The following is a 14,515-nucleotide window of genomic DNA, read 5'->3' as shown; positions in this document are numbered from 1 at the left end:
TCTAAGGTGGACTAATTTTCTCTAAAACAAAGTCAATTATTTTATCAGGATTTATTCCATTTGCTTCAGCTTCAAAAGTCAAAATTATTCTGTGACGTAAAACTTCATGTGCAACTTCTTTTACATCCTCAGGAATTATGAAACCTCTTCCATTTAGTAATGCATTTGCTTTTGCAGTTCTCATTAACCAAATTGAAGCTCTTGGTGATGCACCAAATTCAATCATATTTTCTAAATCTAAATCATAATCTTTTGGATTTCTTGTAGCGTTTACAATATCTGCAATATATTCAGTAATTACTTTGTCTGCATAGATTTTTTCATTGAACTTTTGAATTTCAATTATTTCTGATGGACTAACTAATGATTTAACTGAATTCGAATTATTAGAAGAATTTCTTTCAATTATTTCAAGCTCTTCTTGCTTTGATGGATAATCAATTAGAATTTTTAAAGCAAATCTATCTACTTGAGCCTCTGGAAGTTTGTATGTTCCCTCATTTTCAATTGGATTCTGTGTAGCTAAAACTAGAAATGGTTTTTTTAATTCATACGTATCTCCATGAATTGTGACATTTCTTTCTTGCATTGCTTCAAGTAATGCTGATTGAACTTTTGGTGGTGCACGATTAATCTCATCAGCTAGAACAAAATTATGAAAAATAGGACCTTTCTGAGTTACAAATGATCCTGAAACATTTTTGTAAATTTTTGTTCCCAAAATATCTGCTGGAAGCAAGTCTGGTGTAAATTGAATTCTTACATGATCAACACTGAATATTTGTGACATGGTTTTAACCATCAATGTTTTTGCTAAACCTGGAACACTCTCAAGTAAAACATGTCCATCAGAAATTATAGAGATGAGAATTTTTTTTAGTGCATCTTGCTGCCCAATAATGACTTTATGAGATTCATCAAAAACTCCATTTAGTTTTTCGGCGTATTTTTGAGCCTCTTTGTTCAAGTCCTGAATTTCCTTATTTGATACTGAATAATTTACGTGATTTTCTCTTAGAGCCATGTCTTAAGATATTCATTTTTGAATTAATAGGAGACTGGTTCATTCGAAAAATGTACCAATTTCGATTAAAGGAAAATTTGACATTTTATAGTAAGAATTGTTGAAAATACTTTTTTTTGCACCCCTAATTTTTCTTGTAAATCCTGTTTTTGCAGATGGTAATGAAATCCAAATGGATTGGTTAATTGAAGGACAAATTGATAAAAAAAGTGTAACCTCTCAACAAGATGAGATTGTTTCAAATTATGAAGAACTTGCAATCAAAGATACAAAACCAATCTATGACAAATTCATTACTAATAATCAATATTCTATTGGCGAATACAAAATTACTATTGATTCAGAAGAAGGTCAAATACTTAATGGAGTGTTAGTTGAACAGCGAGATCTTAGACATGAAAGTTTTCAACAAAAAATAAAATATTATGATAGATTTTCAGATGGTTATGTGGAAATAGCTGAAGCACTGTTAGATCCAATAGGTAATAGCAAATACATTATTCAAGGAAGATCACTTGATTACAATCCTAATTCTAATTTGGAACTTTTTGTACTTGAACGTGGATATTCTATGGATAATTTAGAAGCTATTCCCAATGATATCTTTACTCCTAAAGAATTTACATTAGGACGAGCATTAATGGCTGACGCCATAAGAAATGGTGAGGGTGAATTTGATCTTAGAGAATATTCACCAAACTATTTGTTGCTAAATAAGGAACAAATTCAAGAAAAAATGTTAGATGCATTTACAGAGCAAACCTCACAAATGTTTAATGAAATAATATCTGGTGAACAATCTGAATCAAGCACTGTTCCAAATATTGGAGTTGCAGTTTCACAACCATCTAGAGATTCTGAAAATATATTTGATAATTTCAAATTTGAACAACCAAAGTTTGAAAACACACGACATATTCGTGATTCATTACAGAGTAACCCATTCCAAGTAATTCCACCTTCACAAGAATTTGAAAATATATCATTACTCTTGATAATACCTGTATTTGTTTCATTGGCAGTATTTGGATATCTTATGCATAAACAATTGAAAGAAAGAAAGCCTGAAGAACCTGTCTTGCTAGTTTCCTCACCTCAAACTGATTTCAGAGAATTAACACATGATATGCTTAGAAAATCATCCAATCTATATGAAAATAATAAACAAAAAGAAGCTCACGAAATTCTCAGTCAAGCCATACGCTACTACTATTCTCAAAATTTGGGAATCTACAAAGAGATAACTAATTTTGAACTGTTATCAATTCTAAGAGAATTAAAAGCAACTGAATATGATAAAGTGAAAGATTGCCTTTTACTTTGTGGAAGTGTAGAATATGCGAAATACAAGTCAAATAATGACGAGTTTAAGAGCGCATTATCAAATTTCTCAAAAGAGGTCAGTCTTTGATGATTAATCTCAAATCCAGTTTATTGTTAGGACTGACCATTTTCTTTGTTTTACTCTCATTTACTGGTCAAGCTTTTGGTCAAAACATGGGAGAAATTCCTCCTTGGGTTAAACAGGCAACTGAAATCTGGGTTGATGGTCAAATTTCAGATGCAGAATTTTTGGCATTAATTGAAAATGTTCTTGAAAAAAACATCATACCTGAAGAAATAGAATCAAAAAAAGTTCTAAAATATACTGCAAAAACTGTGATACATGATATCCCAGAACAATACGAAGAAAAAACTTCTGAATTAATTCCCCATTGGGTAAAAGACCGAGCAGAATGGTGGGTTGAAGGAAAAATTAACGATGATCAATTCCTTAGAACAATACATTACTTGAGAGAAGTTGGGTACTTGGAATATACTCCAGAAAAAAGTATTTTCTCAGATGATCAAACCATTCAATCAAGTTTAGAAAAATTTCTGTTAAATGACAAAGAAATTTTGAAGATTACCAAGCAAACAAAATGGAGACTACTCTCAACTGAATATGAATTTGAAGAAAAAGAAGGAGTTGTTGACTCTGTAAAATTAATTTTTACTGATATAACTAGAGTATACGAGCCTACATTTTACAAATTTAAAGTCCCTTCGATAACCTTACAGATTTCTGAATTTAATAATCTAAATGATTTAGATAATTATTGGAATTCTTTTGGTGAAAGAAGTAAAAAAGAAATTTTTGATTCATCATATCTAACAGGAAATCCCAATGAAAATTCCCAATGCTTATTCAATTATAATTCAAAAGGTGCTGTTACATCTTGTATTTATGATAATTTGATTTTCCAAGTAATCATATTTGATCAACATGGTGAACATTTTGATTATGATACTAATAATCTGATTTTAGATGAAACTGAACCTACCAGTAGATTTGCAAATGAAATTTTGAAAAAAATTAGTTATTACAAAAATGATTACATAAATTCTCAACTATATCACATATTAGAAAATACAAATCAAAATAAAAATTCAGATAAATCTTCTAATGGGGCTCAAACTGTACCAAAATCTATAGAGCCTGAAGAATCTGCAATTAGGGGAGTAGAGAATTTTTCATGTACTCGTGATGACTTTGGTTTGGTAACAATTTCAGGTCAATATTATAATGATAATACAAGACGTGCTCAAGTTGATCTGATAATTTCATTTTTGGATAATGAAGGAACTGAAATAGCTAAATCTAGTACAACATTTAATGATCTTAAAGAATTTGAATCAAAAAGATTTGTAGGTCATTCAAAATGGAATGAAAATTTCCATTCTTGTCAAATTGAAATAGAATAGAATATTATCTGGTACATTTATCGAATGAACCATCTGTATTATATTCAAAATTCTGCTTTACATTATCATATGACACAAAGTATTAAGTCAATGGCAATTTTTGTTTTTATGGTAATTCTAGTATCATCTATTTCTATACAATCTGTATATGCTGAATCTGGTTTTACAAATGTTAAAAAAACTGCTGGAGTAATTATGATGTTTTGTGCTAATGAAGTTTTTACCCTTCAAGAATGTAATGAGCGATACGAAGGAATTGGATGGACTGATAGAATTAATGTTTTAATTTATGCACCTGGATGGAATGAAGATGAAGATAAGATTGAGCAAATTGGTGGCGCATCAAATCCACTTGATGTTTATACTGATGCTGCCCGTGTAGATAATGTAGAATTTTCAGAAACTGGTCCTGATACAGGAATTTTCATGGGTGTTGTAAAATTAACAGGAGAAATGGGTTATGTTGTTCATGATACCTATCTTACTACAGTCACAACACCTGGAATGACCATGGACAATGATGGTATGAGGATGCAAATGGTAATGGGTCAAGGAATGATGATGGTGAATGGTGTGGCTGACCCAATTTCATCACATGATCGTGCAGTAATGATTGCTACCTCACCAACAGAAGGCCGTGTAACTGTTGCTTGGGAATTCAATGACGATGAAGTAGTTATGAAATCTGCATATTATGGATGGCAAATAGGTCAAGCAGAATTTAACAAAGATGTCTACGATGTAAATGAAAAAGTATCATTTTTCATAAGAGACAATGATCTGTGGAAACACCACAGAGAATTTTTCACAAATTATGTTAAAGTATATTCTGATTCAGATAGAAGTGGAATCAATGTTGGAGTTCAATTTGTAAAAGATATGGAACATGCAACAGTTGAAGATGGATTCAATGATCGACACTTGACAGAACCTGCTGCTAGCTCATTAACCAAATACACTCCTGATGGTGAATGGAAGACATACTTTTGGACAGAACCAGGCGGTGTGATCGGTGTTGATCAAGATTATGATTTGAATTTGATGGTACATGATGGTTTAACCGATATCCACGAAATGGGATTGGCATATGATATGGATATCTATCTTAATGGAGAATTAGTAGAGTCTAGAAATGATCGATATTCAGTTGATGGACAAGGTGTAGAACCAATTAGATTTGATGAACGTGGTTCAGCAAAAATTGTGATTTCTAACATTTTTGATCAAAGTGATCAAGAAGTCAATTTCTCCTTCCAAGTTGCTCCTGAAGCAATTCTAAAAGAAGTTGTACCTAGACATCACTCTTTTGAAGAAGGAGGTACACCAATTGAATTTGTAGGATATGAACATCCTCACCATATCAATTATCTTCCAGGGGAATTCTATTTGACTACTGATGATTCTTCCCAAGAACAAAATCAACTAAGAGTTTCAAATGGTGATACAATTTACATAGAATATGAAGACCTTACATTACCAAGACCATACACAACATCTGATACTTTGGAAATAGTTGCAAAAACTCTAGTTCTAGACACTGGAGTTACTATGGTTTCAGATGATTCAGAAATATTTGTAGAAAAACCAGGAGTAAAAATTACTCCTGTTTCAGCAGACACTGATATTCCTAGTTGGGTAAAGAAAAACGCAGCATGGTGGTCTAATGGACAAATAAATGATCCTGACTTTGCTAAAGGAATTGAATACCTAGTTCAAGAAAATATAATCAGTGTTCCAACAACAGATGAGAACATTGATGAGAGTGAGGTTAATCTAACTTCAATTCCAACATGGGTTAGAAACAACGCAGCATGGTGGTCAGAAGGTCATTTGACAGATGTTGAATTTGCAAATGGAATTCAATACTTGGTTTCTTCGGGATTAATCAAAGTATAGGAATTTTTGTTACCTTAAAATAATTTAATTCTAAATGATTTACATGAATCTAAAATTCTTGATTGTAATCTTTTCTGTAATTATTATTTCCAGTTCAATTCAATTTGCATATGCAGGAGGCTCAGGTAGTGAAGAAAGTGACATTCTTTTCATTAATGAAAATTATTTTAAAATCAAACTTGAAACAAATCCTTCTATTTTAGAAGGCAATGAAAATCAAATCACTTTTGATATAACTACCATTAATGATGATACTCAAAAAATAGTTTCAGCAGTAGAGTACAAAATTGAGATTTTTGATGGTCAAGGAAACTTGATTTTAGATTTTGATGCCTTTTCTCCTGATGAAAAATTGGAAACAAAAATTGTACCTAGTGAATCCCTGAATTTTTCAGGTGAAACAACAGAGAATGGCTTTTGGTTAGGCTCAAATCAGTCACCACTAACCATTGAGGCTCCTCTATTTCTGCAAGGTGGATTAGTTGATGCAAAAATCACCATTTTATCAATTAATTCAATACCTGTTTCAGGAAATGAGACAACTTTTCAAATTATGTTTACTATGGGAGAATTTATCCCGTTTTCCACAGAAATTGATGATACAACACATGATCTAATGTTTGCTACGTATTTTGATAAAATTGAAGAATTTAATTATGACAGTAAAAACAAAAAGCTTACTGCCCAAATGCCATTTAATTGGGATAGGGAATTTATTGAATCAATTCCGTTTGTTCATGCTGAATACTATATTCCAAAAACAGTTGATATTTTCGAAGATCATGAAATTTTGTTAACAGTAAATGATATTTCATACTTTGGAACAATAGATCGTTCAGGTGATGATGAAATTGTTGTCCACTTTTTACTTTCATCAAAAAAATTACTCAAAATGTTTGATGAAGCTAGCTCAAATCAAAATGATAAAATGATCTTTGGAATAAAATCCGGTAATGCACGAGATATTCAAAAAGAAAATGCGTCATTAGAAGATGGTGACAAAGTAATTGTGTTATCTAGTGAAGAAGATTGGAAATTCCATTTGTCATTGACTCCAAAGGGCCAAATTAATCCTGGTAATGAAATTACATTACACATTGAATTTCATGATCCAATTACAAACTCTATTATCAAACAAAACGTATATGATCTTGAAATTTTTCTAAATGGAAAGATAATTGAATCAATGAAAGGATTAGATGCATATGACGGAACTGATTCAGTAAAAGTAACTTTTGATGATGTTGGTTCTGTTATTGCAAGAATTTCTAATGTAAATAATTTTGGTACTGCTGGAGAATTTGCATTTAGAGTTTCAGAACCAAAAGAAGAATTTAGTAGTGATTATGTTGTTGATATTGCAAAGGGATCATATCTTCCAGGATGTGAAAAAAATAATTCATGTTATATTCCTCAATCAATAACTATTCAACCTAGTCAAGTTGTACTTTGGGATAACAAAGATAGTTCAGCACATACTGTAACATCGGGAGCTCCAGATATTGGGACTTCAGGCAGCTTTGACAGCGGAATTGTAGCAGGAGGAGAAAAATTTTCTTTCAAATTTGAAGAAAATGGCTCATTTGATTACTACTGCACCCTTCATCCTTGGATGATAGGCACAATAATTGTAGGTGAATCTACTCCCACTGTCCCTGAATGGATTAAGAACAACGCAGGCTGGTGGGCAGAAGGGGCAATAGATGATCAAGCCTTTGTACAAGGAATTCAATATTTGATTACAAATGGAATTTTAGATATTCCACAAACTGAATCAGAAGGAACATCAGGAAATGAAATCCCATCTTGGATTAAGAACAACGCAGGCTGGTGGGCAGAAGGGGCAATAGATGATCAAGCCTTTGTACAAGGAATTCAATATTTGATTAGTAATGGGATTTTACAAGTATAATCTGTTCTTTGTTATTCATACCAGTTCATCCTACGAATGTACCAATTCTGTTTTTATCTATTGAAGTATAGTAATATCATACAGGCCATAGTTAGATGAGAAACAGAGGAGTCATAGTACCAGTTTCTCATCTTATTTTTCTAAATTAATGAAATTTTAATAAAAACAGGATTTTTACAAATTTAAATCTAATAATCTTATTATACAAATTTTATTCAAACAAAATAACTAATGTTACCAATACGCGATGAAAACCCACATCCTCCAGGATTCAAACCAAAAGTAACTATTGGTTTAATCATAATGAATGTTGTAATATTTTTCTATGAAATAGCTGTCACTGGTCAATTTTGGGAATTTTCTAATCAACAAGCTGCATTCATGTTTTTTGAGTGGGGTGCAGTTCCAGGTTGTATTACTGGCTTTACATCTGTGATACAACCTGGAGTCTCATGCCCTGACATGTCTTACATTTCTTTATTCAGTTCTATTTTCATGCATGGTGGTTTGATGCATCTTGGTGGTAACATGTTGTTTTTATGGATTTTTGGAGATAACATAGAGCTAAAGTTTGGCAAAGCAAAATTTCTTTTAATTTATCTTGGATGGGGAATTGGTGCAGGTTTAGCTCATGTCGTAATAGATCCAACAAGCTCCATTCCTGCTGTAGGCGCATCGGGAGCAATATCTGGTGTACTTGGCGCATATCTTGCAGTCTTTCCTAGAGTTCGAATCACTACTTTTCTAATGCTAGGATTCATCTGGAGAACTATGCATATTCAGGCAAAATGGTTCTTACCATTTTGGTTGGTATTTCAAAATCTATTACCGTTTTTCATAGGTGGCTTTGGTGTTGCAGGCGGCGGTGTTGCATATATGGCTCACATTGGAGGATTTGCAATTGGATTTGCAACTGGATACCTATACAAGAAAACACATAGCTCTGAGTACACTTATGGAACAAGATATGGTTACAGACCAGATTATTGAAAGAATAAATCACTGATTCTGTTTGCAATTCACATGCCTTTGATTACAGTATCAATGTATCCTGGTAGAACTCAGGAACAAAAAGATGAATATGCAAAAGCAATCACAAAATCAGCAGTTGAGATTCTAAAAACAAAAGAAAGTCACGTAATTGTTGTTTTTGAAGACAATCCTAAAGAAAATTGGTTCTTAGCAGGAAACCAACTTTAATTATTTTTAAAAAATATTTGACTGGAAAGTATCTCTCCAGTCAAAGGATGACATACACACTATGATCGGTTTGTATTGTATAGGATTAGTTTGCATAATAAGAAAATGGTACATTTCTAATTTGTACCACAAGTTTATCCTTTTATTATAACACAATTAACCAATTTTATGAAAGTTGCAGTAGTTCAATTCAAAGCATCAACTAGTAAAGAGGATAATCTCAAAAAAATCATTTCATACATTTCAAAAGCTGCATCAAAAAATGCAACGTTATGTGCATTTCCAGAGTTTATGATGTTTTATACAAATTCATCTCAAACTGCCAAACAACTAGCAAAATTAGCTGAAACAATTAATGGAAATTTTGTTTCAACAATTGCAAAGACTGCAAAAGAAAATAAAATTCAAGTTGTAGGTTCATTTTATGAGAAGAGTAGAAAAAAAGATAGAGTTTATGATACTGCATTTGTGATTGACAAATCTGGTAAGATAATCTCCACATATAGAAAAATTCATCTTTATGATGCGTTAGGATTCAAAGAATCTGACAAAATGATATCAGGCTCAAAAATCACAAAGCCAATCAAAACATCTGTTGGAAGAATTGGCATGATGATCTGTTATGATTTAAGATTTCCAGAAATGTCCAGATCACTTGCATCTGCAGGCTCTGAAGTTCTAGTTGCACCGTCTGCTTGGGTTAAAGGAAATATGAAAGAAGAACATTGGATTACAATAAACAAAACACGTGCAATTGAAAATGGATGCTATGTCATATCTCCGGATCAAGTTGGAAATATCTATTGTGGACGAAGTCTAGTAGTTGATCCGTATGGGAAAATCTTACTTGATATGAAAAAGAAACAAGGAATTGGTTTTGTAAATATAGATTTGAACAAAGTAAAACAAACACGAAAAATTTTACCTTTACTTAAAAACAGAAGAACCGATATTTATCCTACTTTGAAGATTTAGTTTTTCTGCTGTCACAATTAAAATTCCCACATTGTTTTGTCCACTTTTGATTTCGTGAGTAACGAAAAATTATCATTGGCCATTTACATATATCACAAGGCATCTTAGTTGCCCGCATTCTTGCTTTTTGTAATAACGGTGATGACGCTTTGCATCCGCCATAAAAGTTTGAACAGCCCATGAATCGTTTTCTTGTAGATTTAGATCTAATCACCATTAACTCCCCCATCTTGCATTCAGGACATGGAACCAGTCCGTTTTTAGGAGAATTTGTTCCAAGAATAATGTATTTTTTCTCCTTTGATGACCAAGAGAGAAATCCGTTACTGTCAAAATACTGAATTATTTCTTTTTTGAAAATATTCGTTCTTGATTTTGTAGTCTTGACTACGTGTCTCATAATCGGTTTTTTTACCTGAACGGTTTTGAGATTTGATTTTCTTGGCATTATCTATGATGGATTTACTAAAACAATTTTTATAGGGAAATGGGTCAGTGACATTTGTGGAAAAGGTTTGTGTTCTTGGCGCTGGTAGCACCAAATATGGAAAATTAAGTGAAAGTATAGCCGATATTACTACTCAAGCATCAGTTTCAGCCATAGAAAATGCTGGAATCTCTCCAAAAGATATCAAAGCCTCTTACATTTCAAATGTCTTTGGAGTAGCTGACAAACAGGTCCACATTGGTCCTGTCTTAATGAGTAGATTAGGAATTCCCGATAAACCATCATTAACAATAGAATCTGCATGTGGTAGTGGTTCTGTATCTTTTAGAGAAGCATATGCTAATGTTGCAGCCGGATTTTATGATTGCCTTCTTGTTACAGGTGTTGAAAAAGTAACTCATACTGGAACTGAATGGACTACAACTTACTTTGCATATTGTTCTGACTTTTTCTATGAAGGTCAAGCAGGTGCATCATTTCCTGGTTTGTTTGCGTCTATGGCAAGAGCTTACTTGACAGAGTTTAATGCAACTGAAGAAGACTTTGCAGCAGTTGCAGTAAAGAATCATGACAATGGTTTTCTTAATCCAAAAGCTCACATGCAAAAGAAAATTACAATTGATGATGTAATGAAATCTGCTGTGGTTGCAAGTCCACTAAAACTTTATGATTGTTGTCCATTTTCTGATGGCGCAAGTTCTGTTATTCTTTGTTCTGAAAAATTTGCAAAAGAACATGGAGGTGACTATATTGAGGTTATTGGTTCTGGCAGAGGTGGTTCACCAGCTGCATTACAAGGACGTGAACACATGACAACAATCCCTAGTACAAAGATTGCAGCAGCTGATGCATACAAAATGGCAGGTATCACTGCAAAAGATGTTGATTTTGCAGAAGTACATGATTGTTTTACAATTGCAGAAGTAGTTGACACTGAAGACTTGGGATTCTTTGATAAAGGACAAGGTATACAAGCTGTTCGTGAAGGAAGAACAAAATTAAATTCTGATATTTCAATTAATCCATCAGGTGGTCTTAAATCTAAAGGACATCCAATTGGAGCAACAGGTGTTGGACAAGTAGTAGAAGTATTTGATCAATTAACTGGAAGAGCTGGTGAAAGAACTGTTAAAGATGCAAAAATTGGTTTAACTCATAATTTTGGTGCAACTGGTGCAAGTTGCGCTGTTCACGTATTCCAAAGTGTGTAAAATGACTATTGAAGAACAACTTATTGAATATGCCAAACAAGGCAAGCTTTTAACTCACAAATGTACTGAGTGTGGATATCTTCATCTATCTACTGCATATTATTGCCTAAAATGTGGTAGCAAGGGATTTGAGGATACTGTTTTAGATGGTGTAGGAGTAGTTGCAACTTATACTATAATCACAGTCGCTCCTGCAGGCTTTGAAAAATATACTCCTTATGCTTTTGTTGTACTTCAGTTGGATAACACTGATTTGAGAATATCTGGGTTTATGCCAAATATTGCTACCCCCGCTGATCTACCTGTTGGAACTAGAGCAAAAATTGGTGGTTTTGATGAACGCGGAATCCTCATCGAAAAACAGTAAAATTATTTGCTTGAATTATTAAAAAAAATCAAAATCTTTTCTTAATTATTTTGCATGTCTGATCATTTTCATGTCTGTAGAAATTACATGTGGCAAATGTGGTGAAAAGATCACAAACATGAAGATGCTAAAATCTCTAAAAGATGTCCTTCATCCAACAAATGGAAAATGTCCATCATGTGGACAGAAACTTTCAACATCAGAGTTTTCACTTGATGTTAAAGAAAATTAATACAAATTGATCTCCAATAAAGATCTTTTTACATTTTTAAGAAATATGATCTAAAACCCTAAAAAAATAATCTAGTCACAAGTCTTATTTACTCCTTCACTATAGATGCAATAATGAAACTAAGTAAAGAGGAACTAGAATTAGACATAGACTCTGACTTAGACGCAGACCTGGATTCAGATATTGATGACGATTCAGATCTAGACACAGACCTGGATTCAGATATTGATGACGACTCAGATCCAAAGCGAGGTGGAATCTTACAATCTACTTCAAAACGTGTCAGAATGATCTTTTCTGTCATGGCAAGTCCAAACAGAATCGATATTCTTAGAATCTTAAATTCTAAAGGTCCTTTAACTTACTCTGAATTAAAATCCCTAGCTGGATTCAAATCAAAAAAAGAAAGTGGAAAATTTGCATATCACTTGAGAAAATTACTCAGACAATCACTCGTTGCACTAAACAAATCTGAAAGACGTTACACCATTACAAATCTTGGAAAACTCGTTCTAAGTTTGGCAAGACAAATTGAAGAAAGATCAATTATTGAAAGTGGAAAAATGTATGTTAGAACATCCTCTGAATCGATTGAAGAATTTAATTCTCACAAAATTATTCAATCTCTTGTACGTGAAGGAAGCCTTCCATTAGAACTAGCACAAAAAATTACTGAAGAAGTTGAAAATAGAATTTACAAATATCAGACTACATATCTTACGGGCGCATTAATACGTGAAATGGTTAATTCTGTCCTGCTTGAGCATGGTCATGAGGAATATAGGAACAAACTCGCACGCCTAGGCTTGCCTGTATATGATGTTCAAGAAATGATTTCAAATTTAGATAATGTAGATAACGGTGCTGAAGGCCTCTTGTTTAATACTGGACAGCGAGTATTTGCTGAACATCTTCTAACAAATGTTTTACCAAAAGATGTAGCAGATTCTCATCTTTCTGGAGACTTGCATATTTCAAATCCTGGAATCTGGTCAATGATTCCTGATACAATCTTTGTTAATGTTAAAGAATTAATTGAAGACGGAATTGATCTTGGTGGAAAATATCTTGATGTGTCAAGAATTCCTGCATCAAAACAACTTGATGAAATTACAAGCTCACTATCTGTAGTTATTGCTCTTCTTTCAAAAGAAGCTTCACAAGAAGTAGTACTTGATGGTCTAGTTCCACTATTTACAAAACATTCCAAATCCCTTACAGAACTTGAACAAAAATTAACTGATGCATTTGCAACTGCATCAACAACTTCAAAATACAATAAAACTAGTACCAACGTTTCAATTCGCTTACAACTTGGAGCTGACACAAAAATTATTACATCAATAATTAACGCATACAAAAATTATACAAAGATGACGCCAATCCCAAAAATCGGCTTAATCATTGATGCTGATAAAGGAAAGATTACTGATGTATCACAAGCAGTAGCGGAAATAATTTCAATTGGTGGAAAAATAATGTTTGCTAAAGGACAAACATCAAGCTATGGCATTACAAATGGATCAACAAAAGCTTCTGGTCCGCTCTCAATAACTTTACAATCTGTCTCAATTAATCTTCCAAGATTAGCATTTGAATCAAACAAAGATGAAACTTACTTTAGAGCAAGACTTGCTTTGCTAATGAAACCAGCATTGGCTTCTATGGCATTAAGAAAGAAAGAGATATCCGATCTTACACGAAGAGGTCTAAATCCAATACTTGCAAAGAATACACAATACATGCAAAGAAGTTCTGTATCCTTGGTTGTGAACTTGGTAGGACTCAAAGAAGCAGTCTTTAACATTCTTGGATTCCAAGACAACAAAGAAGGACGAGATATTCTTTACAAAGTCATTGAAACTGCAGTTGATGTAGGTGCCAAAAAAGGCAAAGAATTGGGTGATACAGTAGCAATATCTATGACTGAAACTGAAGGATCTGCCCGTTTTGCAACCCTTGATGGCGAAAAATATGGTAAAAATTCATCACTAAATTCAATGGATTCTGATTTCTATTCTCAAGGTGTAGTCGTAAAAGCATCTGAAGTGTCTGATTTTACTAACAAAAGTGAGCCTATATCTGAATGTAACAAACTCTCAAAACTGCTTAACGGTGGGTTGCTTGTAACATTAGATATTGATAAAAACGCAAAGGTTGAGGAAATCAAAAAATCAATTGAAAAAGCCTCTGAACTCACACCCTCCTTCAAACCAGTAAGACATACTTCAATTTGTGGTGAATGTGGTTTCAAAGATGAACAGTTTGATGACAAGTGTCCAAAGTGTAAGTCACCTTATGTTGTCTGAAAATCGTAAATGATAAACTAGTTCCGATCATTTTTCAAAACTTTTTGATCACTTTTAGATGTCGCGATCATCGTCGACTATAAGTAATATTATGCCAGTATGATGTTCATAGTAGCGGTGTTAAAAATATTGACCCAATAACAGAGCAAGATCAAAATTTTTCGAGCACACAAGTTATATCCATATTCATTCTAAC

The 14,515-nt window shown here is 33.0% G+C and carries 13 protein-coding genes; 11 read left to right on the top strand and 2 right to left on the bottom strand.

Annotated features, from left to right (window positions below):
• Position 1: 1 nt before the first annotated feature.
• Positions 2 to 1,024, bottom strand: a complete 1,023-nt coding sequence (locus ACW9XA_RS02820) for an AAA family ATPase (protein WP_457762904.1) — start codon at positions 1,022 to 1,024, stop codon at positions 2 to 4.
• A 100-nt stretch (positions 1,025 to 1,124) separates the two neighbouring features.
• On the opposite strand from ACW9XA_RS02820, the gene ACW9XA_RS02815 reads away from it, so the two are divergent.
• From ACW9XA_RS02815 to ACW9XA_RS02785, 7 genes are all read left to right on the top strand, one after another.
• A complete protein-coding gene (locus ACW9XA_RS02815; RefSeq protein ID WP_457762903.1) occupies positions 1,125 to 2,435 on the top strand; it encodes a hypothetical protein in 1,311 nt (436 codons plus the stop codon).
• Positions 2,435 to 3,769 carry a hypothetical protein gene (locus ACW9XA_RS02810; RefSeq protein ID WP_457762902.1) on the top strand — a complete coding sequence of 445 codons (1,335 nt, stop codon included), beginning with the start codon at positions 2,435 to 2,437 and terminating at the stop codon, positions 3,767 to 3,769. Before ACW9XA_RS02815 ends, ACW9XA_RS02810 begins: the two co-directional genes overlap by 1 nt.
• A gap of 69 nt (positions 3,770 to 3,838) precedes the next feature.
• A complete protein-coding gene (locus tag ACW9XA_RS02805; RefSeq protein ID WP_457762901.1) occupies positions 3,839 to 5,665 on the top strand; it encodes a hypothetical protein in 1,827 nt (608 codons plus the stop codon).
• 43 nt (positions 5,666 to 5,708) lie between these two features.
• On the top strand, positions 5,709 to 7,577 hold the full coding sequence (locus ACW9XA_RS02800) for a cupredoxin domain-containing protein (RefSeq protein ID WP_457762900.1): 1,869 nt from the start codon (positions 5,709 to 5,711) through the stop codon (positions 7,575 to 7,577).
• A gap of 231 nt (positions 7,578 to 7,808) precedes the next feature.
• The gene (locus ACW9XA_RS02795; RefSeq protein WP_457762899.1) at positions 7,809 to 8,567 is read left to right on the top strand and encodes a rhomboid family intramembrane serine protease; all 759 of its coding nucleotides are present in this window, start codon (positions 7,809 to 7,811) and stop codon (positions 8,565 to 8,567) included.
• Positions 8,568 to 8,600: 33 nt separating this feature from the next.
• Entirely contained in the window at positions 8,601 to 8,777 is a 177-nt protein-coding gene (locus tag ACW9XA_RS02790; RefSeq protein WP_048114848.1) for a tautomerase family protein, read from the top strand.
• 168 nt (positions 8,778 to 8,945) lie between these two features.
• On the top strand, positions 8,946 to 9,752 hold the full coding sequence (locus ACW9XA_RS02785) for a carbon-nitrogen hydrolase family protein (RefSeq protein ID WP_457762898.1): 807 nt from the start codon (positions 8,946 to 8,948) through the stop codon (positions 9,750 to 9,752).
• Here the strand turns inward: ACW9XA_RS02785 and ACW9XA_RS02780 are convergent.
• The gene (locus tag ACW9XA_RS02780) at positions 9,736 to 10,152 is read right to left on the bottom strand and encodes a DNA topoisomerase (RefSeq protein ID WP_457762897.1); all 417 of its coding nucleotides are present in this window, start codon (positions 10,150 to 10,152) and stop codon (positions 9,736 to 9,738) included. The two genes, ACW9XA_RS02785 and ACW9XA_RS02780, sit on opposite strands and share 17 nt — an antisense overlap.
• Positions 10,153 to 10,247: 95 nt before the next feature.
• On the opposite strand from ACW9XA_RS02780, the gene ACW9XA_RS02775 reads away from it, so the two are divergent.
• From ACW9XA_RS02775 to nrdD, 4 genes are all read left to right on the top strand, one after another.
• Complete coding sequence (locus tag ACW9XA_RS02775) at positions 10,248 to 11,411, top strand: thiolase domain-containing protein (protein WP_457762896.1); 1,164 nt, start codon at positions 10,248 to 10,250, stop codon at positions 11,409 to 11,411.
• A 1-nt stretch (position 11,412) separates the two neighbouring features.
• Entirely contained in the window at positions 11,413 to 11,778 is a 366-nt protein-coding gene (locus ACW9XA_RS02770) for a Zn-ribbon domain-containing OB-fold protein (protein ID WP_457762895.1), read from the top strand.
• A 70-nt stretch (positions 11,779 to 11,848) separates the two neighbouring features.
• Positions 11,849 to 12,010 (top strand): LIM domain-containing protein, encoded by a 162-nt coding sequence (locus ACW9XA_RS02765; protein ID WP_457762894.1) that lies wholly within the window; start codon positions 11,849 to 11,851, stop codon positions 12,008 to 12,010.
• Positions 12,011 to 12,123: 113 nt separating this feature from the next.
• Positions 12,124 to 14,319, top strand: a complete 2,196-nt coding sequence (gene nrdD, locus ACW9XA_RS02760; protein WP_457762893.1) for an anaerobic ribonucleoside-triphosphate reductase — start codon at positions 12,124 to 12,126, stop codon at positions 14,317 to 14,319.
• Positions 14,320 to 14,515: the final 196 nt, after the last annotated feature.

The sequence above is a fragment of the Candidatus Nitrosopumilus sp. bin_6a genome (assembly GCF_054095695.1).
The sequence above is the reverse complement of the archived record's forward strand: the minus strand, read 5'-3'. Positions and strand labels throughout refer to the sequence as shown.